18 protein-coding genes are annotated in these 23,623 nt (G+C 65.6%); 5 read left to right on the plus strand and 13 right to left on the minus strand.

All coding sequences use genetic code 11. The annotated features are described in order from the left end of the window. Positions 1-150 precede the first annotated feature (150 nt). The 6 genes from ACOQPE_RS13700 to ACOQPE_RS13725 form a co-directional block, all read right to left on the minus strand. Positions 151-3,276 carry a type I restriction endonuclease subunit R gene (locus ACOQPE_RS13700; RefSeq protein WP_420609450.1) on the minus strand — a complete coding sequence of 1,042 codons (3,126 nt, stop codon included), beginning with the start codon at positions 3,274-3,276 and terminating at the stop codon, positions 151-153. Then, the gene (locus tag ACOQPE_RS13705; RefSeq protein WP_420609451.1) at positions 3,276-4,412 is read right to left on the minus strand and encodes a restriction endonuclease subunit S; all 1,137 of its coding nucleotides are present in this window, start codon (positions 4,410-4,412) and stop codon (positions 3,276-3,278) included. The genes ACOQPE_RS13700 and ACOQPE_RS13705 overlap by 1 nt, the downstream gene beginning before the upstream one ends. A 235-nt stretch (positions 4,413-4,647) precedes the next feature. After that, a complete protein-coding gene (locus tag ACOQPE_RS13710) occupies positions 4,648-5,001 on the minus strand; it encodes a type II toxin-antitoxin system HicB family antitoxin (RefSeq protein ID WP_420611397.1) in 354 nt (117 codons plus the stop codon). 15 nt (positions 5,002-5,016) lie between these two features. Then, positions 5,017-5,634 (minus strand): DUF3226 domain-containing protein, encoded by a 618-nt coding sequence (locus ACOQPE_RS13715; protein ID WP_420609452.1) that lies wholly within the window; start codon positions 5,632-5,634, stop codon positions 5,017-5,019. A gap of 8 nt (positions 5,635-5,642) precedes the next feature. Then, on the minus strand, positions 5,643-6,779 hold the full coding sequence (locus tag ACOQPE_RS13720; protein ID WP_420609453.1) for an AAA family ATPase: 1,137 nt from the start codon (positions 6,777-6,779) through the stop codon (positions 5,643-5,645). A gap of 168 nt (positions 6,780-6,947) precedes the next feature. Next, on the minus strand, positions 6,948-9,056 hold the full coding sequence (locus tag ACOQPE_RS13725; RefSeq protein ID WP_420609454.1) for a type I restriction-modification system subunit M: 2,109 nt from the start codon (positions 9,054-9,056) through the stop codon (positions 6,948-6,950). Between the two features lie 180 nt (positions 9,057-9,236). On the opposite strand from ACOQPE_RS13725, the gene ACOQPE_RS13730 reads away from it, so the two are divergent. The 4 genes from ACOQPE_RS13730 to ACOQPE_RS13745 all read left to right on the plus strand — a co-directional run bounded on the left by ACOQPE_RS13730 (position 9,237) and on the right by ACOQPE_RS13745 (position 13,208). Beyond that, positions 9,237-9,482: a hypothetical protein gene (locus ACOQPE_RS13730; protein ID WP_420609455.1), complete on the plus strand. Its 246-nt coding sequence runs from the start codon at positions 9,237-9,239 to the stop codon at positions 9,480-9,482. Positions 9,483-9,649: 167 nt separating this feature from the next. Continuing rightward, a complete protein-coding gene (locus ACOQPE_RS13735) occupies positions 9,650-10,453 on the plus strand; it encodes a hypothetical protein (protein WP_420609456.1) in 804 nt (267 codons plus the stop codon). A gap of 276 nt (positions 10,454-10,729) precedes the next feature. Beyond that, positions 10,730-12,778: a GNAT family N-acetyltransferase gene (locus ACOQPE_RS13740; RefSeq protein ID WP_420609457.1), complete on the plus strand. Its 2,049-nt coding sequence runs from the start codon at positions 10,730-10,732 to the stop codon at positions 12,776-12,778. Then, the gene (locus ACOQPE_RS13745) at positions 12,771-13,208 is read left to right on the plus strand and encodes an ASCH domain-containing protein (RefSeq protein ID WP_420609458.1); all 438 of its coding nucleotides are present in this window, start codon (positions 12,771-12,773) and stop codon (positions 13,206-13,208) included. Before ACOQPE_RS13740 ends, ACOQPE_RS13745 begins: the two co-directional genes overlap by 8 nt. 43 nt (positions 13,209-13,251) lie before the next feature. Here ACOQPE_RS13745 and ACOQPE_RS13750 read toward each other — a convergent pair whose 3' ends face one another. The 5 genes from ACOQPE_RS13750 to ACOQPE_RS13770 form a co-directional block, all read right to left on the minus strand. Next, positions 13,252-14,748 (minus strand): glycoside hydrolase family 3 protein, encoded by a 1,497-nt coding sequence (locus ACOQPE_RS13750; RefSeq protein WP_420609459.1) that lies wholly within the window; start codon positions 14,746-14,748, stop codon positions 13,252-13,254. An 89-nt stretch (positions 14,749-14,837) separates the two neighbouring features. Continuing rightward, positions 14,838-16,916: a thioredoxin-like domain-containing protein gene (locus ACOQPE_RS13755; protein WP_420609460.1), complete on the minus strand. Its 2,079-nt coding sequence runs from the start codon at positions 16,914-16,916 to the stop codon at positions 14,838-14,840. 128 nt (positions 16,917-17,044) lie between these two features. After that, a complete protein-coding gene (locus ACOQPE_RS13760; RefSeq protein WP_420609461.1) occupies positions 17,045-17,554 on the minus strand; it encodes a CoA-binding protein in 510 nt (169 codons plus the stop codon). Then, positions 17,551-18,840 carry an O-acetylhomoserine aminocarboxypropyltransferase/cysteine synthase family protein gene (locus tag ACOQPE_RS13765; RefSeq protein ID WP_420609462.1) on the minus strand — a complete coding sequence of 430 codons (1,290 nt, stop codon included), beginning with the start codon at positions 18,838-18,840 and terminating at the stop codon, positions 17,551-17,553. The genes ACOQPE_RS13760 and ACOQPE_RS13765 overlap by 4 nt, the downstream gene beginning before the upstream one ends. A 180-nt stretch (positions 18,841-19,020) precedes the next feature. Then, positions 19,021-19,275: a DUF6457 domain-containing protein gene (locus tag ACOQPE_RS13770; RefSeq protein WP_420609463.1), complete on the minus strand. Its 255-nt coding sequence runs from the start codon at positions 19,273-19,275 to the stop codon at positions 19,021-19,023. A 121-nt stretch (positions 19,276-19,396) separates the two neighbouring features. On the opposite strand from ACOQPE_RS13770, the gene ACOQPE_RS13775 reads away from it, so the two are divergent. Beyond that, complete coding sequence (locus ACOQPE_RS13775) at positions 19,397-20,086, plus strand: TIGR02453 family protein (RefSeq protein WP_420609464.1); 690 nt, start codon at positions 19,397-19,399, stop codon at positions 20,084-20,086. A 25-nt stretch (positions 20,087-20,111) separates the two neighbouring features. On the opposite strand, the gene ACOQPE_RS13780 is transcribed toward ACOQPE_RS13775, so the two are convergent. Continuing rightward, complete coding sequence (locus ACOQPE_RS13780) at positions 20,112-22,496, minus strand: molybdopterin-dependent oxidoreductase (RefSeq protein ID WP_420609465.1); 2,385 nt, start codon at positions 22,494-22,496, stop codon at positions 20,112-20,114. Then, a complete protein-coding gene (locus tag ACOQPE_RS13785; protein ID WP_420609466.1) occupies positions 22,493-23,593 on the minus strand; it encodes an LLM class flavin-dependent oxidoreductase in 1,101 nt (366 codons plus the stop codon). Before ACOQPE_RS13785 ends, ACOQPE_RS13780 begins: the two co-directional genes overlap by 4 nt. Positions 23,594-23,623: the final 30 nt, after the last annotated feature.

The following is a 23,623-nucleotide window of genomic DNA, read 5'->3' on the forward strand; positions in this document are numbered from 1 at the left end:
CGCCTCCACAGGCCACGCAGCTGTCGTTGTGCATATCGACTCAGAGAGTTTCGACGAGACGCCCGTCGAGTCCGGCGACACCGAAGCGCAGCACGTCGAGCGCATCGAGTCTGGCCTTGCGGAGACCGAGGTCTTCAAGGGCGGCGAGCATCACTTCACCGACGGGACTTCTTGTTGGTCAGCGTGGGCGGTGGCGAAGATTTCGTTGAGGAGGCCTATTTCTACGATTTCGCCGAAGTCTTGTTCTTCGAGGCAGCGGTTGACGAATTTGTCGTTGCCGGCGAGGCGGTTGAGCATGAGGTCTCGGAGGCGTTGGCGCTCGGCAAGGATGAACTTGTCGAGGTCGTTGGCTCGGGCTGTGGCGAGCATCTCGCCGGCCTGCAAGGCGTCGTTCTGGATTTGTTCGAGGAAGAGGCGGTCGCTGTCGTCGAAGTTGGTGCCGAACTGCTGGTTGAGGCGGTCGATGATCTGTGACAGCGGCTCTTTGTCTTCCTCGACGTTGCCGGTGCCGACGGCTGTGGGGCTGGTCACGGTGGTGTCGGCGCCGTCGAGGCTGATCGCGCCGCTAGAGATCTTCTGGATGCGGTAGTACTCCAGCTCCACGTCGTCGCCGAGGTGGACAGGTTCAGGGCTGTCGCCGGTGTGCAGCTTGGGCAGCAACTTGCGGCCGTAGGAGTAGAGCCGTTCGAGGTCGCAGTCGCCGTAGGGGATGATCTGGCTCAGGAACGTGTACAGCGACACGTACGCGCTGAGCCGGTCCCCGAACTCGTGCTGCGCTTCGTCGTCGAGCGCCTTGAAGCGGTCCACTGCGGGCTGCTGGGTGGCTTCGATGCGGACGTGGTCGCTGGGCCGCTGCTTGTGCAGGGGCAGGTAGAACACCGCGGCGAACTTGTCGACCTCGTCCTGCAGGTACACCTGTGCCTCGTTCAGCTCGTAGGCGAGGCTGTCGAGCTGGTAGGGGTCGGACCGCTCGCGCAGCTCCGTCACGCCGTAGTACGGGGCAAACGCTGCGGCGATGTCGGCGGGCGAGTTCACGAAGTCGAGCACGAACGGCGGTTGTTTGCCGACTGCGATCCGGTTGAGCCGCGACAGCGTTTGCACGGCGTGCACGCCCGACAGGGGCTTGTCGACGTACATGGCCTGCAGCAGCGGCTGGTCGAACCCGGTCTGGTACTTCTCGGCCACCAGCAGGATCTGATAGTCCGGCGACGCGAACCGGCCCGGCAGCGCCGATTCGCTGATCGGCTTGCCGGTCACGACGTCGGTGTTCATCTTCGGCTCGGTGTACTCCGCACCCGTGTCGGGGTCCACGACTGTGCCGCTGAACGCCACCAGCGGTCGCACGTCGTCGTAGCCGCGGGCGTCGATGTAGCCGCCGAGCGCGTTCATGTACCGCACGGCATGCAGCCGCGACCCCGCCACCACCATCGCCTTGGCTCGGCCGCCCATGGCGTGCATCACCTGGTTGCGGAAGTGCTCCACGATGATCTCGGTCTTCTGGCCCACGTTGTGCTCGTGCAGCGTCACGAACTTGTTGAGCTTCGTGGCAGTGCGGCGCTTGGGGAACTCGTCGTCGCTCTCAGCGGTGTTGACCAGCTTGAAGTACGTGTCGTAATCGGTGTAGTTGCCCAGCACGTCCAGGATGAAGCCCTCCTCGATCGCCTGGCGCATGCTGTAGGTGTGGAACGGCACCGGCACGCCGTCGGGATCGCCCGGCGCCGGGCGGCCGAACAGCTCCAATGTCTTGCCCTTCGGCGTGGCCGTGAACGCGAAGAAGCTCAGGTTCGGCTGTGGGCCGCGTGACTCCACGATCGCATTCAGGCTGTCCTGCCAATCCAACGAGCCGCCGCCGTCTTCATCGAATGCGTCGTCGCCGGCCGGCGAACCCGCGCCCAGCAGCTGCTTCATCTGCAGCGCCGTGTCGCCGGTCTGGCTCGAGTGGGCCTCGTCCACGATGATCGCGTAGCGCCGCGACGCCAGCTCCTTCGCCCACTCGCCGGCCTGCGCGCTCTCTGCCTCGCTCGGACGCTCCGCCGACTCGGCCCCAGCGATCCGGTACAGATTCCGCATCACGTTCGGGAACTTCTGCAACGTCGTGACGACGATCTTGGTGCCGTCCACCAGCGCTCTGGTGAGCTGCTCGCCGTCGTCGTCGATGGCCTGCACGACACCCTGGGTGTGCTCGATCTGGGTGATCGCGCCCTGCAGCTGAGCGTCGAGCACCCGCCGGTCAGTGATCACCAGCACGCAGTCGAACACCTTGGCGTCGCTGTCGGTGTGCAGGCTCGACAGGCGGTGCGCCAGCCACGAGATCGAGTTCGTCTTGCCGCTGCCCGCCGAATGCTGCACCAAATAGTTCCGGCCCGCCCTCTCGGCGCGGGCCGACTCCACCAGCAGGCTCACCGAATCGAGTTGGTGGTAGCGGGGGAACACCAGCGTCTCGGTCCGCACGGTGCGGGCACCCTTGCCGTCGACAACCTTCTCCTCGCGGCGCTCGGTGAACATGTACGAGCCGACAATGTCCAAGAACCGGTCCCGCTCCAGCACCTCGCCCCAGAAATACCCGGTGCGATACCCCGACCGATGCGCCGGATTGCCCTTGCCGCACTCCACCGAGCCCGGAGCGCTGCCACGATTGAACGGCAAGAACCGCGTGTCGCCCTTCGCGAGCCGCGTCGTCATGTGCACCTCGTCGGGGTCCGCGGCGAAATGCACCAGCGCCCGCTTGCCGAACCGGAACAACGGCGCGCTCGGCTCCCGATCCGTGCGGTACTGGCTGACCGCGTGCTGCCACGACTGACCCGTCATCGGGTTCTTCAACTCGCACGTCGCCACCGGCACCCCGTTCAACGTGAACAGCAAATCGACCGTGTCGCCTTTGCCCGGATGGCAACGGGCCTGCCGCGTCACCGTGAGCTCGTTGTTCGCGAACTGAGCGAGCGCGTCGGGGTTCAGGCCGTGCGCCGGCTTGAAGTACGCCAGCCGAAACGTCTTACCCACGAACCTGAATCCGTGACGCAGCACCTCCAACGTGCCCTTCGTGTCCAGCTCCTTGCACAGCCGCTCCACGAGCCGACCTTCGAGCTGCGCGCCCTGAGACTGCTCGACCTCGGCCCACAGCTCCGGCTGAGTCGAACGCAAGAACGCCAGAACACGATCAGGGAACAACGCCTGGTCCACATCCCACTCGGCGGCATCGACCGATACCCAGCCAACATCGGCGAGCATCGACTCCACCGTCGACTCGAACGCCTGCTCCGTCGTCTGAGCCGACATCACACACCGCCCCGAGAATCGACCGCCGATCTCCGCACGTCGATCTTGCCGGTCACCGCAGCCGAGACAAGCGCCATGCGGTACTCCCCCAGGCGTTCGATTGCATCACGCACAGCTGACGCCATCCGTTTGACGCGATCTTCAATATCGGCGACATAGGCAACTATGGCCTGCTGCTCGTTCATGGGAGGAACCACCGTCACCAGCGACAGAAAATGCTGTGGATAGAGCCGGAGCCTCGACGACCAGATGCCTCGGGATTCGGAAGTCATGCCGACCACGTACCGCCGCGACCGGTATGCCATGTCGAGAAACTCCGGAAGCACGAATTGCGAATCCGGCACATAAACGTTGTATGACGGACTCACCAAACCAGCTTCGCTCGCCGTGCCCGCGGCCCCCATCCACGCCCACATGGTGTTAATGACCAGATCGCCCCGGAGGCATCGCTTGTATCCCTCCAGCGTCTCCGCCATGAACATTCCGACATCCGGCTTCTCGGACCGGCGAGTCACGCCCGTGAGGTGCGAGACCGTCAAGAGCTCCCCATCGCCATCGTCCGATCGCTCATCTCGCTCATCAAACAGTCGTCGGTTCTCGACCACGTCCCAATGCTCCGGCACCTTCCCGAGCCATTCCACCCCCGAATCCTTCAGCGGCGGCGCCGGGTCCAGTCCCGCGGCCTCCGCAGCATCCGGCGGCAGCCCGCGCGTCACCGTCCGTGTGATCAGCGCCACCCGGTACTCACCGAGCCGTTCGATCAGCAACTCCTGCTTCGAAATCAACTCGTCGACCCGGGCCGTCTCACGGTCGAGGTAGGCGGTTATGGATACCTGTTCGTTTCGTGGCGGCACCAAGACCCGGACATTGCCGATGAACTCCCAGTTCGCCCGTGGCATCTTGGCGCCATAGGTGGACGAGTCGACCGCCGAGACGAACTCATCCGACAGCAGCACGTACCGCAGGAACTCCGGCGTGAATTCGACGGCACGCAAGACCAAGAACTCGGTTGAGCAGATGCCGCCGAAGCCCGGCCGCACAGCCTTGGCCAAGTATGGGCGGAGCTTTCCGAAGAGCACATCGTCAGCGTCGAAGACGTTCGCTGTGCCGTCCGGTGTTTGGTCGCCCAGTCCCATCAACCGTCCCGTATGGGGGACGACATTTTCCAGCCCGACATACGATGAGGCTTCAATCTCCTCGGGCTCTACCTTCACATCTGACCTCTGAACGCAGTGCGAAAGCCGCTTCGACGGCCAACGCCGGGAGAACTCGCCTGCGTACCCCTGCCGAGCGCGACCGTCGGCAACGCGTGCCTCGCTCATTGGGCGACCTCGGCATCTTGGGCCGGGGCGATGCGGCCGCCCTGCGAGCTCACGCAGTCGCCGCGGCGAGGGCCGCATGAGGTGCCGGGATCTCGACTTCGACGGTTTGGAACCATGTCCAGAGCGTTGACGGGACTTCGCCGAACTCGGCCAACCACTCCGCCTCATGGTCGATGACGGCTTGGCAGTGGTAGGCGATGGCGTCGTCGATGGACATCGTGGGCATCGGTATGGGGTCGCCATGCTCGATCGTCGCCTCGATGTGGAAGGTGAGCGCTTCGCGGATCATCGCGAGCATCTCGTCTGGAGTGGCGGCGGTGCTGATGCAACCCGGAACGTCTGGCCCACACGCGCCGTAGTTGCTCGGGTACTGCTCAATGACAACCGCGTAGGTCAGCTTCATCACAACGGCACGCGGCTACTGGAAGACACGTCGCAGCCAGTCTACGAACGACCTTGCGGCGGGCTGTTCGAGATCGAAGGCGCCCGCGCTGATCGAGGTGCCCAAGCGACCACCGTCGGTGCGGACAGCCAGCCATGCGTGAAGTCTGGCCTTGGCCGGCTTGCTGAGTTGATCGCCCGGAACCTGTTCGACGTACTGCTGAGCGAGCCGCCACACATCGTCTCCAGCCGGGATGAGTGCCGCTAGGAAGTCTTCGAGCTCCCCCGATGCTTGGTTGTCGGGCATGAGCCAGACGCCCACCTTGGGTACTCCGGCTGTGCTGGACGGCACGACGGTACCGGGCGGATCTGGTGCCAGCGGGAGCCGGATATCAGCCAGCATGAGGGCATCCCTAACACTCTGCCATCGCGCCGCGGTGTCAGAGTTCGCATCGACGACGATGCCCAACGCAGTGCGGCCGGGAGCCTTCGCATGCGCTTCGATCTCTTCTCTGATCTGAGCGGTGCCGCCAAGCTGCTCGATGTCGAAGTCCACCGCCCCCTGCGTCTGCTCATGGAGGTGCCTGATGACGTGCTCGTCGTCTGCGCCTTCGACGAGCAGCAGGCGCGGCCCAGCAGGCCGAGAGGCAGCCACGGCGGGGACTACCTGATCTCGATACCTCGCTCCGCGGCAACTCGGAGCGTGTCCTCGCTGTACTCGACTGCCCGGAGGTCACCATCGTCACCACGCTCAAGACGAATCGCGACGCCCTCGGATTGCTCGTCTTCGCTCGCAGCACGAGCGAATCCTTCAACACAGTCCCAGCTGTGAGTCGTCGCAAGCACTTGGACGTCGTTGTCGCGAGCGGCTTGGAACACCAAGCGCCAGTAGTCAGTCTGCAGCGAGTGGTGGATTCCGTTCTCGGCTTCGTCAATCAGGAGAAACCCGCCAGCCGCACTAGAAAATGCGATTGTCAAGCCAAACAGCCGAGCGGCACCGTCACCAAGGCTGCGGAGGGGGACCCGTTCACCATCTGCGAGGCCGACCACGATCCGTCGGTCACGGGTTCGCGCTGAACCAGCCACAGCAGCAATGCGAACGATGGTGCCAGCACATGCGAGCTGCAACGCACCAAGCGCCAGTTCCTCTCTTGGCCCGGCTGCGAGATCATCCCAGTGCGCGGCCGCCTGACGGTTGCTCGGCAGGCCCGGTCCCAGAGCCACGCACGCGACGCTGTCCGGCCACTCCAATCCTGGGAACAAATGGCGTGATCGTCGCCCAGACAGGATCAGCGGCTCGTAGGCCGGGTCGAGCTTGTCGAATACCGGTACGAACTGCTGGTGCTGCCCAAAGGCAATCTGCAGAATCGGACTGTCAAATGGTCCACTGCGGGATTCAAACGGCAGCAACTGGTCTCTTGAGATCTTGTCGGGGGCAACAATCGTCACGCAAACGCGCGCTTCACCACTCTCGGGACCCACAGCAAAGCTGCTGTGCATCTCTGGGTGGCGCCCGCTGAACAGCGCCTCGAACACCGGGCGCTCGTCCCAGCCGTCGTCGTCGTCGGGCCACGTCTCAAGTTCTTCGTGGCGCGCGAGGATCTCGTGAAGAGCGAACAGGCTTCCCCTCTCGGCGTAGAGACGGACAGCATCGAGGACCGTCGTCTTGCCGACGCCGTTGCGGCCCGTGAGCAAAGTGACACGCCCGAGGCGTTCCACATCCAAGCGGGGGATGCCGCGAAAGCCCCGAATCGACAGCGAAGGCAAATGCAGGCCGTCGGTCGTCATCTGTTCAGACATGTCCCACCTGCCGGCCAGGTTGCAAGCCTGAGCGTATCGCGCCTCCCATCTCGTCCCCGATGGCGATCCATGACCGACTGCCGTCATTCGCCGCGCTGGAAGATCAGCTTCGCCGTCGAATATGTCGCTGCGACCGTCGACCGCGGCCGTTGGCGACGGCGAGCCTTGTCAGGTGGTGACTTCGACGAGGAGTTGGGCGATTTCGGTTTCGAGGGTTCGTAGGTCGGCTTCGATCTCGTCGAGCGGGCGGGGCGGCTCGTACACGTAGAAGTGACGGTTGAACGGGATCTCGTAGCCGATCTTGGTCTTGGCGTCGTCCACCCAGGCGTCGGGGACGTGCGGGAGGACTTCGCTATCCATGTAGGCGTCGATGTCTTCGCTGAGGGGCACGGTCTCGGTGTCACGCAGGCTGGTGTCGGGCTCGGGGTGGCCGTCGGGGCCTTCGCACGGCGGGGCGTCGGGGTCGCGTTCGCCGAGCACTGACAGGACGGCTTTGCGCTCGGGCGCAGTGAGCTTCAGGCGGTGCGCTTCGGCAGCGGCGCGCAGGCGGGCGATGAACACGTCCCGGTCGGTGAGCACTGCGCCGCCAGTGGTCTCGGCGAGGGTGGCGAGCGCGTCGCGTATGGCCTGCTGGCGGGCCTGGCCATTGGCGACTTCGGCATCATGGGCAGCGCCGGCCTGCTTCTTGCTCTTGGCGAGGTTCGCGAACGCCTTCTCGTCTTCGAGACGGGCAATGCGCTCGGGCACTGCGGCGAAGTTCAGTCGCAGCGGCCGTTCGACGGTGATCTTGCGGTAGCCGAAGTCGTCGTTGTTGAACACCTTGCTGACCACTCGGGGCCGGGTGCGCGGCTCATGGGTGACGGGGTCTTCGTCGGTGATGTCGCGTGTCTCACCGTCTTCGAAGCTGCCGTGGATGCGGGTCAGGTCGGCGATCTGGTCGGCTGACAGCTCGTTGCGCTTGTTGCCGAGGTTGCGACGCATCTTCACGTAGAACTCGCGGGCGTCGATGAGCTGCACCTTGCCGCAGCGATGTGCCTCTTTGCGATTGGTCAGCACCCAGATATAGGTGGAGATGCCGGTGTTGTAGAACAGCTGATCGGGCAGGGCGACGATCGCTTCGAGCCAGTCGTTCTCGATGATCCAGCGGCGGATGTCGCTCTCGCCGCTGCCCGCGTCGCCGGTGAACAGCGGCGACCCGTTGAACACGATCGCGATGCGGCTGCCGCCCGAGTCCTCAGCGGCCACCGGCTGCATCTTGGACAGCATGTGCTGTAAGAACAGCAACGACCCGTCATTGATGCGCGGCAGGCCCGCCCCGAACCGGCCCGCTAAGCCGAACGTGTCGCGTTCACGCTCGACTGCCTGCTTCTGCTGCTTCCACTCCACTCCGAACGGCGGGTTGGCCAGCATGTAGTCGAACGTCCACGGCGTATCGTCGTGGCGAAGCCGAAAATGGTCGTCGGTGAACGAATCGCCCAGCATGACCCGGGCCTTCTCGTCGCTCTTGATGAGCATGTCGGCCTGACATACCGCCCACGACTCGTCGTTGATGTCCTGGCCGAACAGGTGCGGGCGGGCCTCGGCGTTGTGATCCCGCAGGAACCGCTCAGCGACCGTCAGCATGCCGCCGGTGCCGCACGCAGGGTCATAGATGGTCTTGACCACATGGGCCTTGCCCAGGTCGGGCTCGGGCGACAGCAGCAGGCTGACCATCAGGCGGATCACCTCGCGAGGTGTGAAGTGTTCCCCCGCTTCCTCGTTGGACTGCTCGGCGCCGATGCGGATCAGCTCTTCGAACACGTACCCCATCTGCACGTTGTCCACACGCTCAGGCGACAGGTCGAGGCTGGCGAAGCGCTGCACCACCTGGAACAGCAGATCCTTCTCGTCCATGCGGTCGATCTGAGTGCCGAAATCGAAGCGCTCCATGACATCGCGCACATTCGGCGAATACGCTCCGACGTACGCGTTCAGGTTCGCAGCGATCTGGTTCGGATCGTCGAGCAGGCGGGCGAAATCGAACGGGGACGTGTTGTAGAACGAGCGCTGCGCAGCCACCGTGAGCAGTTGATGACGCACATTCTCGGTCTGGCCGGCATGCCGCCCGGTGGCAGCCAACACATCGTCCTTCGTATCAGCCAGCACACAATCGAAACGCCGCAGCACCGTGAGCGGCAGAATCACCTTGCGATACTCGTTGCGCTTATAGGGGCCGCGCAGCAGGTTGCAGATACTCCAGATGAAGTTCGCCAACTCACTGTGCGTCTGAGCGTTCACCCGATCCCCCGACCGCGCCGCAGTAGGGCTTGTGCCAGCCCCGCCCGACGGCGACTGTAGCGAGCCGAAGCGTGACGACCTAAGCGGCCGAGCGGATAGATGCGGGGTCGGGGTGGGTGACCGTGAAGCGGCTTTTGGGCGGCATGTGTCGGACACCACGTTGCGGTCCAGACGCCACGAGTGCGAGGCCGTCCCGATCATGAGTCCACCCGTGTTGTCGTCACTGCCAGCAACATCCCCGGCAGCAAGGTCCGGGACGTCTTCAAGGTTGCGGTGAGCGCGCTGGTAGCGACCGGCGCCACCGCCATGGTGCAACTCGAAGTCAGTGCGTGCCATCCCGAAGGAATTCCGCACGACACGCTCGACCTGACCGTCAAGGAAGGTCTGCGTCAGCTCAATGCCGATCACGGTCTGACCACGGGCTAGTGCGCAAAATCGCTACTGAGCAGACGACGGTGCTGAGACAGCAGCCGAACAATTCGGCCAAGTCGTTGAAGCGCTGAAATACCTGGCCTCGACCCCGCAGAATCCTTGTAGCAGTAGGCACCCGCTCTTCAGAGACTCCCCTTGCAAGGTTATGTACGCATCCCTCTGTGAGCAGGATCAAGATGGTGCCGATGAAGGACATCAAGGAGCAATTCGAGTTTGTCGATGATCCTGACGCCCCCGAGCGCGCCAAAGGGAACTCGGCGTTGAGGATCGCTCTGGATTGGCTACGCCCGCGCAACTGGCATGGCAGCGGGCTAACTCCCGACCAAGTACTGCCGATCGCTTCCGAGAGTGGCATCCCGGTCGCTTGGGTGCCGCCTCAATCGGTTCTGTTGGAGCTTGCGGCGGCCGAGCCACAGCAGCGGGTAGCTGTGCTCATGGCGAGCGAACATGTTGTGCTCGACCATTGCAAACTCGTTTTTGCGGAATGTGACGATGCGGAGTTGCGCGACCCCCAGATGCTGGCCGGACGAGCAGTGCGGGCATTTGAGGACAGCCACCACGAAGCGGCAATGGCGCTTGCTGTGGCGGTGGCTGAACAGCCAGCGATCTGGGCGTCGGAACGTCGCGTCCTGTCATTCTTCAGCGATGACGAGCGGAAGGCCTACGAGAAGGCAGTCAAATCGAAGTATTCGCTCGCGCAAAGTGAACTCAAGGTGCTGGAGACTGAACGGGCTCGATTTCGCACGGGGGTCCCACGCCGAGCCTTGTTGTCGCCCATCCCGAAGTTCTTCCAAGCGTTCTATCCAGAGCAGGGCCATGCTGTTCCAGAAACCGCCTCGCGGCATGCAACCGTCCACCAGCCGACGGTCGAACACCTGACGCGGGAGAACTCGCTTCTGGCGATCATGCTGTGCGTTTCGCTACTTCGAGAGCAGCAAGCATGGATCGACGAGGTCCGGGACTAGGCGATCGACTTCGGCGTCGGTGCTGCCAAGGCTTGGCGGCGAGACGGCGGTTGTCGGTCCGTGTGACACCCCAGTCACACAATTGTTCTCGTGTTGAGAGACCGAACTGAGACATCCCGGCCCGTCCGAGCAGGCACAGCGGGCAGGCATTGCTCAGTGCATTTCTTGCTGCGCGCGCAACTGTTTCGGAACGCGAAACCCTTCTAGGAATTCGTTGGCCGGATGCCACAATGCACCTCGCAATTGCTGGGTTGTAGAGCTGGACGAGGCGGTGTCATGGCGCGGGACGTGAAGGTTGAGCGGGTTGAGGCCTCCGGGGCGGATTACGACCGGGTCGTTGAGCTCGGGGATGCGAACAGCGCGACGCTCGGGCAGCTGCCGTATGCCGTGTTTGAGGAAGCCGCGGCATCAAGATGTCTGCTGGCGGCCAAGCTGCGTGGCGAGGTCGTCGGCTATGCGCTGTTCGCTCTGCGCAAGCGACGCCATGAAGTCTCACTGACGCATTTGTGCGTGCGGGACGACATGCGGAACACGGGGGCGGCACGTCGCTTGGTGGAGGAGATCGTTCGCATTCATCGGGACCGCCTAGGCATCCGACTGAGCTGCCGGGTCGACTACGCCGCTCATCACATGTGGCCGCGGCTCGGATTCGAGGAATGGGGCCGCAGGCCCGGGCGCAGCCAGGCCGGGCACATGCTGGCGGTGTGGTGGCGGCCAATTGCCGACCTGTCGCTGTTCGGCTCGCTCGCACAAATACCCGCACCAGCGCACGACGACGATCTCATCTTGGCGGTGCTCGATACCAACGTCGTACGCGATGTGAGCGAGGGTCGTGACGAAGATGCGTCTCATGGGCTCACGGCCGATTGGATGAGCGATCATGCCGAACTAGTGGTCACGGCACAAGTGTCTCGCGAGCTTCGCGACTCAGGTGGGTTGGCCCACGCTGATCCGTCAGGTGAGTCGCATCACGGGTTCCGGGAACTCGACACTGCAGCATCTGGCGTCGATACTCGGTACACGGCGCTGCGTGAGGCCAGTGACCTAGGCGCCCAGCAAGATGCCGACCTGATGGTGATCGCCGAGACGGCAGCGGGCGATGCGACCCACTTGGTCACCAGAGACGCGGCGCTACTGCGCTCTGCCTACGAGATCGAGCGTCTCGTGGGAGTGACAGTGCTCAGCCCAGCCGATTTCTTGCTCTCGATACAGGCCGGGAGCGCTGACGGGTTCGAACCGCAGTTCATCAAAACCTCTGACTTTGCGATCCAGCGGCGGAGCAGCGTGCCGGCCGACGCGGTGCTTGCCCGGTTCACCAACCAAGCGTGGCATGAACGAGCTGCCGAGTTGCGTGAGCGCATCGCCGACGCGGTTGGCAAGCCCGACGGCCGCTTCGAGGAAGTCACCGCAGACGGCACGACGTGGGCACTCGCGGCCCACTGCGTGGATGGGGACGCGTTGCGGGTGGGCGCGTTGCGGTCTCTGGCGGACAGCAGGGCATACAGCGTGCTCCGCCAGCTCATCCACTGGGTTCGGCAGCGCGCCGTGGCCGACGAAGCGGCTCGCATCGAGATCACCGATGCCGTGGGCCAAACAGTTGGCAGGGCACTGCGAGACGAGGGATTCGTCAACGCCGGCGGCTTGTGGAGGGTCGAGGTGTCTCGCCTCGTTGTCGGAGGCGGCGATGCGCTACCCGGTGACCTCAAGCTTCCCGATGTCGAGGCCGATCAGCTGTCACCGGCGCTGATCAGCCGCATCGAGATGGAGCGCTGGCCCTTGAAGCTGTTCACAGGCGCTGTACCTTGCTTTGTCGTACCGGTCTGGCCGAGTTACGGCCGGACGCTCCTCGGCTATCGGGAAGCGCAGATGACGCTCGTCGAAACCGCTCCCGAAGCGGCCACCGCACGGGAGAACGCCTACTACATGGGCCGACGGCCCGGGCTTCCTGCGCCGGCGCGAATTCTGTGGTGGATCACCGGCGGGGGCCCCGAGGCAGGAATTCGGGCGATGTCGTGGCTCGACGGTGTGGACACCGGCACGCCGGAGCGTCTGCACCGCAGGTACTCAAGGCGTGGGGTGTTCGACCTCGATCAAGTTCGCGAGGCTGCGACAAGCGGCACCGGTGGCTCACCCGCGGCGACTGTGCTGCTGTTCAGCCGGACAGACGTATTCGACCAGCCTGTCAGCGCCGAGCGTGCTCGCGAACTCGGACCCGACATCTGGGAGCAGGGCTTCGCGAACACGACGCGTTCTGTCAGCGAGCGCACTGCCGAGGCGCTGTACCGCGAGGGCATGGGGTTGCCTCAACCCGGCACCGATGCCTGAACGCTTATTCGATCCTGCACGGGCACTGGTGCTGTCGCTCAAGCCACGATTCGCCGAGGCGATTCTGGACGGCACCAAGACGATCGAGGTGCGGCGCATCATGCCGCGCATCACCGTGCCAACGCTGGCACTGCTGTACGCATCGGGTGCCATACGGGCGCTCGTAGGCACCTGCGTGGTTCGCAGCGTCGCCCGCTACCCCACCGAGGAGCTGTGGCAGCAGCACGGCGCCCACACCGCGCTGTCACGCGCCGAGTTCAACACCTACCTCGTGGGCAGAGATAGCGGCGTGGCGCTGCTGCTGGAACACCCCAAACCGCTGGCCGTTCCGATCCCACTACACACTCTCCGGCAGGCACACGGCTTCCGTCCGCCTCAGAGTCTCGCCTACGTGAACCACGCCCAGCGCAAGCGCCTACTGGCGGCCTAGACGGTTTCTTCGAGAGGTCGGGTCCACAGCCACTCTTCTTGGCCTAGCGGCCGACCAGCGTCGGGTCGTACAACACCTGGCGGCCGAGGCCGTCACGGCCGACGAGTGTGCATGCGTAGACGCCTTTGGCTCGGAACACGTTGGTTGCCGCGGCGTCGATGCGATCCAGGCTCAATCGCCCCTGCGCGACTGCTGTGGTGATCTCTGCAAAGGCTGCATCGGCATCCTCCAGGCCGCCGACGAGCGCAAGATCTGCGCCTGCACTCACTGCCAGCAGCGCCGCTTCGCTCACCGACCACTGGCTGCGGATTGCCCCCATGACCAGCGAGTCGGTCACGATCAGTCCCGAGTGGCCGAGTTCGTTCCGCAACACCCCGTCGATCGCAGCCGGTGACAGCGAGGCAGGCATCCCCCCGGTCAAGCCGGGGACGTTCAGATGCCCCACCATGACCGCCGCGTCGGTGGCCCCGACGACGGCCGCAAAGGGGATCAGGTCGCGCTGGCGCAGTTCGTCGAGAGGGGCCGTGGACGCCAGTTGATCGTGGGTGTCCGCAGTGGCAGCGCCGTGGCCCGGGAAGTGCTTCACCACCGGCACGACGCCACCGGCGCTGAGACCCTCCACTGTCGCCATGCCGTACTCGGTGACGGTGGCCGGGTCGTTGCCGAATGAACGGTCCCCGATGCCCTCTCCTGCACCGACATCGATGACCGGCGCGAAGTTCATGGTGAATCCGAGTTGGTACATCTTGCGAGCGTGATCCGCGGCCACCTCAGCTACCTCGGCGGGCGACCTGGCAGTCTGGGCCGCTGCCGAGGGCAAGCGCCCCACCACCGCGGCGAGCCGCTGCACCCGACCGCCTTCCTCGTCGACGGCGAATATCAACGGGATACGACCCGCAAAATCCTGCAGCTCAGCGATGCGGCGCCAGACATGCTCGGTCACCGGCCCTTGCACCAAGATGCCGCCGATCCGACGGTCACGTGCCTCCTCGACAGCGAATCCGAGCGAGCGCTCGCCGAGGGCCGTCATGATCGTCTGCCCGATCCGCACCGGCAGCGGCAACTCGCTGGTGCACCACCGATCGACATCGGTCCACCACGCACCCGAAAGCAACTGACGGACCGCCACTCCCGAGAGCCAACCCAAGGGCCGCTCCTCCCCCGTCAAGACCGTCGGTCCCGGATCGCCGATGGCCACCTCCGAGTCGTCCGCGAGCTGCAACCAGACGCCGAGTGCCCCGGGCGCCCCGAGACGGGCGCCGACAACCTGGGTGGTCAATTGAGGCAGCTCGCTCACGATCGGCAGGATCGATGTGCCGACCGGTTCGATCGTGCCGTCGACACCGATCACCCAGTAGCCGATCCCGCCGGGACCGCGCAGCACCGCCACCACCCGGGGCGGGGACGGCTCGCCCTCAGAATCTCCAGATTCGGCATCGGGCACAACGGTGACGAGCGGAGGGGTTTCTGACTCGCTGGATGTCTGTGCAGCTGCGTCAGGCAGGACCGCGAACCAGCCGGCTGCGGTCAGCAGCACCATTGTCGCCGAGGCGATCCGCCTGATCCGTGATCGCCCGTACCGCCGCAACGCGCGCAGACGCGGCTCGGACGAGTGGCCGCCCTCGGGCGTCAACCCGTTCCCAGGCGTTGTTCCAGCTCCTCGGCAGACAACAGTTGGTGCGGCAAGTAGATGCTGCTCCCACCGGCGGAGTCCACCTCGATCGGCGCAGTGAAGTTCACATCCCGAATGAGACAGAAAGTCTCATCGACGGCCGGGCAATAGAACACCACCGCGGTAGCCGTCAGCACCGCGGTGCCGCTGTCCGCGCCGATCGTGCCCGTCAGCCGGACTGGCATTTCGGGGCCCCGGGCCTCGTAGCGAGCCGTGTCCCGAGGAGCCAGCAGGTCGCCCTCAGCTGACCATTCGAACTCGAACAGCCCGTCGGTGTTGAACTTGTATCCCTCTGGCACCTTGAGATCCAGGACGATCTCGACAGTGCCAGGAGAGACTCGTTGGGGCAGCAGCACGACGTGGTCGTCAATCACGCCGGCCATCGTCACCGTGGCGATTTCCAGATTCGAAAGCGCCAGCGTGGTCAGCTCGCCGGTGGCGAGATCCAACGTACGAATGCGGTGATTGTTGGTATCGGCGACGTAGAGCGTGTCGGTCGTCGCACTGAGCCCGCTCGGCTCAGCCAGCAGCGCGTCGGTGCCGAAGCCATCCTGCAGTCCCGGCGTGCCGCCACCCACCAGCACCGATGATGTCTGCGTGTCGAGGTCGAGCACCTTGATCCGGTGGTTGTAGGTGTCTGCGACGTACAGCAGCCCGGCGCCCTGCGCACCCGGCACGAACTCGATACCCACGGCGTGCTGCAGCAGTGTGTCGTCGAAACTGCCCACTTCATCGCCCCACACGAACAGGTGCTTGCCGACCAGCGTGTCGAGCTGCCCGTCGAGGCCGAGCGAGACCTGCCGTACCGCGCTGGCTTCCGGATCGGTGAAGTAGAGCACGCCGTACCCAGCCGCAAGCCCGGAGGGCTGCGAGAGCGTGGCGGCGAAGCGGTGGCCGTCATCGAGGCCCTCGGCGCCCGTTCCGGCGAAGAAGTCGAGCACCCCGCTGGCGGTGTTCATGAGCCAGAGTTGATGACGACCGGCCCCCGCGATGTACAGCACTTCGCCTTCGAGGTGCAGGTCCCACGGCGAGGCGATGGCGGTCTGTGCAGCCGGTCCAGCCTGGAACACAGTGACCGGTTCGCCGGTCCCAGCGACGGTGGTCACCTCGCGGGCGCGCAGATCAGCGGCCCGGATCAGATGGTTCTCACGGTCGGCGATGTACAGGGTGTTGCCGTCACGCGCCAGGGCCATGCCCTGCGGGCGCCGGAACGACGCTTCGGCAAAACCGCCGTCGGCCCGACCTTCGGCGCCTGTGCCGATCACGTCGACCAGCTCGCCGTCGAGGGTGGCCACGAGCACCCGGTGACGGCCCGTGTCGGCGATGAAGAGCCGGTCGCCAGCCTCGTCGGCCAGCACCTTGCCGGGGAAGCTCAGCACGGTCGGCAGCGCCGGCTCGATCTCGAGGAGCTCACCGAGCGGCGTCGGATCGATGAGGCCGTTGTGGCCGTACTCATCGGCCATGACGCCGATGGCGGGTGCCAGCCGTTCGTATACGCCCTCGCCGGCGATGGGACCCAGCACCCGGCCCAATGGGTCGATAGCGACAACGGTCGGCCAAGCGTTGATGCCGTACGCCCGGCGCAGCAGTTCTTGATCGTCGTTCACGATCGGGTGTCGGCGGCCGTACCGGATCGATGCCTCCCGCACAGCTTCGGACTCGCGCTCACTGGGGAATTTGGCCCAGTGCACCGCGATCACCACCACCTCGTCGGGATACTCCTGCTCCAGCCGGTGAAGATCGGGGATGATGTGGATGCAGTTGATGCAGCCCTGGGTCCAGAAGTCGAGCAGCACGATCTTGCCGCGCAGGTCGCCGCTCATCGACAGCGGCCGGCTCACGTTGAACCAGTCGTAGCCGGCCGGGAACTCTGGGGCCGCCGGGCCGCCTTCGAACGTCAGCTCGACCGGTTCGGCGGCAGAGTCCGCGCTGTCTGCGGCGCCATCAGTTGTCACGACCTGGTCGTCGTCGGGCGTGGCCGCGGCCGCCTGTGCAGGATCAGTGTCGGCCGCAGCCGCCTCACTCGACGCGGTCACCGGTTCGACCACCTCGGTTGAAGAGCAGGCGGCCGCGAGCAGGAGTGCCGCTAGCAGGCCAAGGCCGTGTCTCCGTCGCCGGCCGGTCCCCCGCTCGGATGCTCGCATCGGTACCGGCCTGTCGCCGGCTAGCGACTGCCCACGGTGCGACGCGAGTCCACGACGCCTGTGTCGAACCCGGCAAGGTGCAGGCCGCCGTGGAATCGGGCGTGCTCGATCTTGAGGCAGCGATCCATCACCACGTCGAGACCTGCGTCGTTGGCCAGCTTGGCGGCCTCAGGGCTCCACAGTCCGAGCTGCACCCAGAATGCCTGCGCCCCGATGTCAATGGCCTCGGCTGCCACACCGGGCAGGTCGGCCGGTCGCCGGAACACATCCACGAGATCGGGCACCACCGGCAGATCGGCGAGGCTCGGATAGCACGGCTGGCCGAGGATCTCGTTGACCACAGGGTTCACGAAGTACACATCGAAGTCGGTGCTCGAGCTGAGCAGGTACGTCGCTACGAAGTTCGACGGCCGCGCCGGATTGGCCGAGACACCTACCATCGCCACTGTCTCGGTTCGCCTGATGAGGTCCAAGCGCTCGGCGGCACTGGGTTCCGTCCAGCCGTCGACCGGTTCATGGGTGATGGTCATGCGGGCACCGCCTTCGCGAGGGCTTGGTCGAGGTCCCAGAGAATGTCGTCGAGGTCTTCAAGGCCGACCGACAGCCGGATCATGTCGGCACCCACGCCGCCGGCTGCAAGCGCTTCGTCCGACAGCTGCTGATGGGTGGTCGACGCTGGGTGGATGACCAGCGTGCGTGCATCGCCGACGTTCGCCAGGTGGCTGATCATCTGCAGTGCCTCGATGAAATCCGAACCTGCCTGACGGCCGCCCTTCACGCCGAAGGTGAAGATGGCACCAGGCCCTTGAGGCATGTACCGGCGGGCAAGATCCCGGTAAGGCGAAGATTCGAGACCGGCGTAGCTGATCCAGCTCACCCCGCGATGGGCCTCGAGGTGCTCCGCGACCGCCTGCGCGTTCGCCACATGCTCATCCATGCGCTGGGGCAGCGTCTCAAGCCCCTGCAGCAGCAGGAACGCATTCATCGGCGACATGGCGGCACCGATGTCACGCAGCTGCTCCACCCGAAGCTTGGTGCAAAAGGCGTACTCGCCGAAGTTCTCCCAGAATCGGAGGTCGTTGTAGCTGGCCACGGGTTCGGTCATGTTCGGAAAGCGCCCGCTGCCCCAGTCGAAGCGGCCCGACTCGCTCACCACGCCGCCAATGGAGTTGCCGTGCCCGCCGATGAACTTGGTGGCCGAGTGCAGCACGATGTCGGCGCCGTGTTCCATCGGTCGGCAGAGGTACGGCGTGGCGAACGTGGCGTCGACCACCAACGGCAGCCCGTGCGCGTGCGCCACCTCGGCGATGCCGGCCAAGTCCGGAACGGAGCCTGAGGGATTGCCGACGATCTCGGTGTAACAGAACTTCGTGCGCTCATCGATGGCCGCCGCGTACGCATCGACGCTGTCACCGTCGACGAATCTGGCGTCGATGCCGAAGCGGCCCAGCGTCACGTCGAACATCGTGTGAGTGCCGCCATACAGCGCAGTCGACGTGACCAGGTTGTCGCCGGCGCTGCAGAGCGCGGCCGCAGTGAGGAATTCCGCTGCCATTCCCGAGGCTGCCGCGACAGCGCCGATGGCGCCTTCGAGGCTTGCCATCCGCTCCTCGAAGGCGTTGACGGTGGGATTCGAGATGCGGGTGTAGATCGTGCCGTACTTCTGCAGTGCGAACAGGTCTGCCGCATCTGCCGTGTCCTCGAACACGAAGCTCGTGGATTGATAGACCGGGACTGCGCGTGCCCCGGTCGTCGGGTCGGGCCGACCGCCTGCGTGCAATGCGCGAGTGCGGAACCCGAACTGGTGATCGCTCATCTACCGCAGCCTACGACGGGCGCCCTGCGGGCCGAGGTCGCCGCTGTGGAAACTGCAGGAAGCCTCCTAGAGGCTGCGCGGATAGGCGAACCTTCTCGTCGTCGCACCTGTCGTATCCCGCTCTTGTTCGCTACGCTCACGGGCCGCTCGGGCCACGGCTTCGCCTACCGGCTCAGCCTCCTAGCCGGCCCGGCTCTCGACGTACTGCCGAGCACGTTCGAGAGCCTCCTCAGGGTGCACGCCGGCAACGCCGGCCATCCAGCAAGCGATGGGGGCTGCGATCCGCTCGGAGTCGTGTGCAGCGGCGCCGGCCAGGTTCAGCAGCGCGTCGGTGACAACCGCATCAGGCGCAGGCGCGCCGATCACTGCGGCAAAGCCCGCCAGCCACTCCTGCGCCGTCGTGTCCGGCGGTCCGGAACCCGTCTCATCGCTCATCGCCACAGCGTACGTTTGGCCGGTCGCATCAGTGCGGGCAGTGCACACTCGCCCCCCTCCAGCGGATCGCTACGGTGCGAACGCGGCAGGCGCCACAAGAGTCTGAGCCGAAAGGACACCGATGAGCGACGACGAGGGCATTTTCGGACCCGAGCTGTTCGAGTTTCTGGAAGAACTCGAAGCGAACAACAATCGGGAGTGGTTCAACGAGAACCGTGAGCGCTACGAGGAGGAAGTCCGCGAGCCTGCATTCGACTTCATCCGGGCCATGGGCGCACTGCTGGGCGAGATCTCACCGCACATGACCGCACGGGACACGAAGGTCGGAGGCTCGCTGATGCGCGTCTTCCGCGACACGCGCTTCTCCGCCGACAAGACGCCTTATAAGACCAACGTGGGCATCCAGTTCCGCCATGTACGGGGCGGCGATGTGCATGCGCCCGGCTACTACGTGCACCTGGACACCGAGAACTGTTTCTTCGGCGCTGGCAGCTGGATGCCGGATCGGGATGCGCTGGCGGCCTACCGGGTTGCCATCGACGAGCGATCTGCGGCGTGGATCCGGGCCCGGGACACCTGCCAGTCCGGCGGCTGGCGCATGGAAGGCGAGCGGCTCAAGCGCTCGCCCCGTGACTGGTCTGCCGATCACCCGATGATCGAGGATCTCAAACGCAAGAGCTTCATCGCCGTGCGCGACTTCGACCACGGCGTGGCGCTCAAGCCGGAGTTCCCGTCAGTGATCACAGCATGGTGCAACGAGAGTCGACCGCTGATGGCATTTCTCTGCGGGGCCGTGGGGCTGGATTTCTGAGCCGGCCTCGGCGTCGCCATTCCGCTCAGTCTCTGAGCGGGACGATTTCCGGCGGCAGATACGACTCCACCGGAGGCGGTTCGCCGTCGTACCGTTCAACCTCGACGAGACACGTGTGTGCCGACGGTCCTTGCGCCAGTCGGCTGGTCCCGACGTCGGCGGTCAGCGTGTTGGGGTTGCCGGCACGGCAGGTGCCGTCAGGTGCAGGGTCGTACCAAGCACCGGTCGACAGCTGAATTGCTTCGGGCATAACGGCATCGTCGACAACAGCGCCAGCCAGGCACGCGCCACGATCGTTGTAGAGCCGTACGACGTCACCGTCAGCGATGCCGCGGGCCCCGGCAGTGACCGGGTGCATGCGCGCCGGCTCGCGGCCCGCCACCTTCGTCGCCTGGCTGGGAGCGGCATGGTCGTACTGGCTGTGCAGTCGCGACCGAGGCTGGTTCGACACCAAGTGCAATGGCCAACGATCGCTTCGCGCGCCGCCCAGCCGTTCGAACGGCTCCATCCAGGCCGGGTGCGGCGGGCAGTCGTCGTAGCCGTAGCCGGCGATCGCCTCGCTCCACAGCTCGATCCGCCCGCTCGGTGTGCGCAGCGGCTTGGTGGCCGGGTCGGCGCGGAACGCCTCGAGATAGACCTGCGTGGGTTCCCCCATCAGCGCCTTGCCAGGGGCCATCGCGTAGCCCTCGGCACGAAACTCCTCATAGGTCGGGGCCTGCGGATCGGCGGCACGGTGAATCTCGTAGATGACCTCGATCCACTCGTCGGCCGTACGTCCCTCGGTGAACTGTTCCCCGAACCCCAGGCGCTCGGCCAAGCGAGCGAAGATCCAGTAGTCGTCGCGGGAGTCCCCCACCGGTTCGGCCACCGCGGCCATGGCGATCAGCATCGTCTCGGCGCCGCCGATGTCGTTGCGTTCGAGCGGCGTCGTGGCCGGCAGCACGATGTCGGCCCGCCGGGCGACCGGTGACCAGAACGGCTCTTGCACCACGATCGTCTCGGGTCGCTGCCACGCCCGCATCATTCGGTTCAGGTCCTGGTGGTGATGGAAGGGGTTGCCGCCCGACCAGTACACGAGCCGGATATCGGGAAAGCGCCCCCTGCGGCCGTCGAAGTCGTAGGGCTCAAGTGGCCGTTCCAGCATCTCGGTGATACGCGAGACGGCAATGGTGGGAGGGCCTGGCTGGCGCATCGGCACCGGCAGGCCCGGAATGCGCGCCCGCGTCTGCCCCGCACCGGTGTTGCCCTGGGTGCCGAAGCTGAAGGCGTATCCCCCGCCGGGCAGGCCGACCTGGCCGAGCACGCACGCCAGGGCCAGCGCCATCCAGTACGGCTGCTCGCCATGGTGGGCCCGCTGGGTGGACAGGGAGAGGTTAACGAGCGTGCGCTTGGCGGCCATCTCGTGCGCCAGCGAGACGATGTCATCGGCGTCGATGCCGGTCACCTCTGCCGCCCACTGTGCCGACTTGGGCGTGTCGTAGTCGACAGCGCCGGCCCACGGCGCGGGACCGCGCCAGTCGCCACAGGCCGCTGCGAGACCCTCGCCCAATATGTGAGCGCGCAGCCGGTCCCAGCCGTGACAGTGGCTCGCCAGGAAATCCTCATCGGCGAGTCCGTCAGTGATGAGCGTGTGGATGATCCCCGCCATCAGCGCGACGTCGGTACCGGGCCGGATGGGGAGCCAGCGTGCGTCGGCCGATTTGTCGAAGTCGTCACGCAGCGGTCCGACGTTGACGAACTGCACCCCTGCCTTGCTCGCACGAGCCACCCAGTCGTTGTGATGGTGCGGTCCTTGACCGCCGTAGGTCACGTGGCTGTTGCTGGCACGCATGCCGCCGAAGCAGACGAACAGCTCGGTGTGCTCGCAGATCACCGACCACGAGGTCTGCCGTGCCAGACCGGCGTGATAGCCCGTACCGACCATGTACGGGAAGATCGCCTCGGCAGCGGCCGATGAGTACGTGCCCTTCTGGTCGGTACAGCCGCCGAAGAAGCGCATGAAGCGGTGCTGCTGGCTCGACGCCAGACCGAATCGCCCTGCCGAACCCCACCCGTAGGAACCGCCGAAGATCGATGCATTGCCGTGGTTGTCGCGCACCCGCGTCAACTCAGCGGCCACCAGGTCGAGTGCTGTGTCCCAATCGACCTCGACGAACGGATCCTCGCCGCGCAGGTGAGTGGCCGCACCGGGCCCGCCTGCCAGCCACGACTGCCGCACGGCAGGCCGCATCACCCGGTTCTCCGCGAAGTGGCGCAGCGACTTCCCCAGGTGGGACGGCTCGGGGTCAGTGGGATGGCCGCGCACCGTCACCACTTCGCCGTCGCGCGAGTCGACCAGGAACGACCCGAAGTGTGTGCCCATGGCCGTCGTGCGCACGTCGGGCGCCGTTGCGCCGCCCTGCCTGCTCATGGGACGGAGACCGAGACGTCCGAGATGGCGGGCTCTGCCATCTCGTCCCGCACCGCTGCGTCGACTGCCCGCCGCTGCCATGCCTGCATCGTCAGTTCGAGGCTCTCGATGCGCTCGGGCAGACCGAAGGTGGCGGTGTGCACCATCAGCTCGGCTGCACCGGTCTCGGCAGCGAGTTGCTCCAACCCGGCAACCGCCTCGTCGGGATCGCCGACCACGGAGTTGCCGGGCATGGCGGCTGCGCGCTCCCATTCGGGATGAGCCTGAGCCTCCTCGGGCGAGTACAGCGGCCAGAAGCGACCGGTGCGGATGCCCCAGCGTCGCAGCCGTCCCGGTGCCGACAGATAGCGGGCACGCTCCGCGTCTTCAGCCACCACCGTCGCCACGCTCACGATGACGTACGGCTCATCGAGCACGGCCGACGGTTCGAACCGCTGCCGGTACAGCTCGACGGCTTGGGCCGTTCCGCCGCCGCCGAAGTGGTTCGCAAAGGCGAACGGCAGCCCGAGATACCCAGCGAGCTGCGCCGAGTAGCCGCTCGAACCCAGCAACACCACCTGTGGCATGGTCTCAGCGGCCGGCGTGGCGGCGAAGTCGGACCACGGGCCGTCAGTAGTACGCGCATCGCCCAGATAGCCCATCAGGTCGATGAGATTGGACGGGAAGTCATCAACCTGCCACGGGTCAGCCACGGCCCCGTCCGCGGGCGAGCCGCCCGAGCGCACGGCGGCCGCGCTGAGCCTGTCACTGCCGGGCGCCCGGCCGATTCCGAGGTCGATGCGGCCCGGATGCAGTGCCTCGAGCATGGCGAACTGCTCAGCGATGACTGCTGGGCTGTGATTGGGCAGCATCACCCCGCCCGAACCGAGCTTGATCTGGGCGGTCTGCGCGGCCAGGTGCGCAATCAGCACGGCCGGAGACGTGCTCGCCACCGTGTCCATGTTGTGATGCTCAGCGACCCAGAACCGCCGGTACCCCAGCCGGTCTGCAGCCCGAGCCAGTTCAGCGGTCTCTGCCAGCGCCTGCGCACTGGTCGCCCCGTGCGACACCGTCGCCAGATCCAGCACCCCCAACGGCAGGGGTTCCGCAGCACTCACGGCGTCAGGCTAAGAGGCTGAGCCCCGGGC

It is taken from the genome of Candidatus Poriferisodalis sp., assembly GCF_965219595.1.
Classification (GTDB): Bacteria; Actinomycetota; Acidimicrobiia; order Acidimicrobiales; family Poriferisodalaceae; genus Poriferisodalis.

What these genes read in the sequence shown, in the direction of transcription:
- ACOQPE_RS13700 (WP_420609450.1), bottom strand. Translation starts at nt 3,276, where the DNA reads ATGTCGGCTCAGACGACGGAGCAGGCGTTCGAGTCGACGGTGGAGTCG.
- ACOQPE_RS13705 (WP_420609451.1), bottom strand. Translation starts at nt 4,412, where the DNA reads ATGGGACTGGGCGACCAAACACCGGACGGCACAGCGAACGTCTTCGAC.
- ACOQPE_RS13710 (WP_420611397.1), bottom strand. Translation starts at nt 5,001, where the DNA reads ATGAAGCTGACCTACGCGGTTGTCATTGAGCAGTACCCGAGCAACTAC.
- ACOQPE_RS13720 (WP_420609453.1), bottom strand. Translation starts at nt 6,779, where the DNA reads ATGTCTGAACAGATGACGACCGACGGCCTGCATTTGCCTTCGCTGTCG.
- ACOQPE_RS13740 (WP_420609457.1), top strand. Translation starts at nt 10,730, where the DNA reads ATGGCGCGGGACGTGAAGGTTGAGCGGGTTGAGGCCTCCGGGGCGGAT.
- ACOQPE_RS13745 (WP_420609458.1), top strand. Translation starts at nt 12,771, where the DNA reads ATGCCTGAACGCTTATTCGATCCTGCACGGGCACTGGTGCTGTCGCTC.
- ACOQPE_RS13750 (WP_420609459.1), bottom strand. Translation starts at nt 14,748, where the DNA reads ATGGTGCTGCTGACCGCAGCCGGCTGGTTCGCGGTCCTGCCTGACGCA.
- ACOQPE_RS13760 (WP_420609461.1), bottom strand. Translation starts at nt 17,554, where the DNA reads ATGACCATCACCCATGAACCGGTCGACGGCTGGACGGAACCCAGTGCC.
- ACOQPE_RS13765 (WP_420609462.1), bottom strand. Translation starts at nt 18,840, where the DNA reads ATGAGCGATCACCAGTTCGGGTTCCGCACTCGCGCATTGCACGCAGGC.
- ACOQPE_RS13770 (WP_420609463.1), bottom strand. Translation starts at nt 19,275, where the DNA reads ATGAGCGATGAGACGGGTTCCGGACCGCCGGACACGACGGCGCAGGAG.
- ACOQPE_RS13775 (WP_420609464.1), top strand. Translation starts at nt 19,397, where the DNA reads ATGAGCGACGACGAGGGCATTTTCGGACCCGAGCTGTTCGAGTTTCTG.
- ACOQPE_RS13780 (WP_420609465.1), bottom strand. Translation starts at nt 22,496, where the DNA reads ATGAGCAGGCAGGGCGGCGCAACGGCGCCCGACGTGCGCACGACGGCC.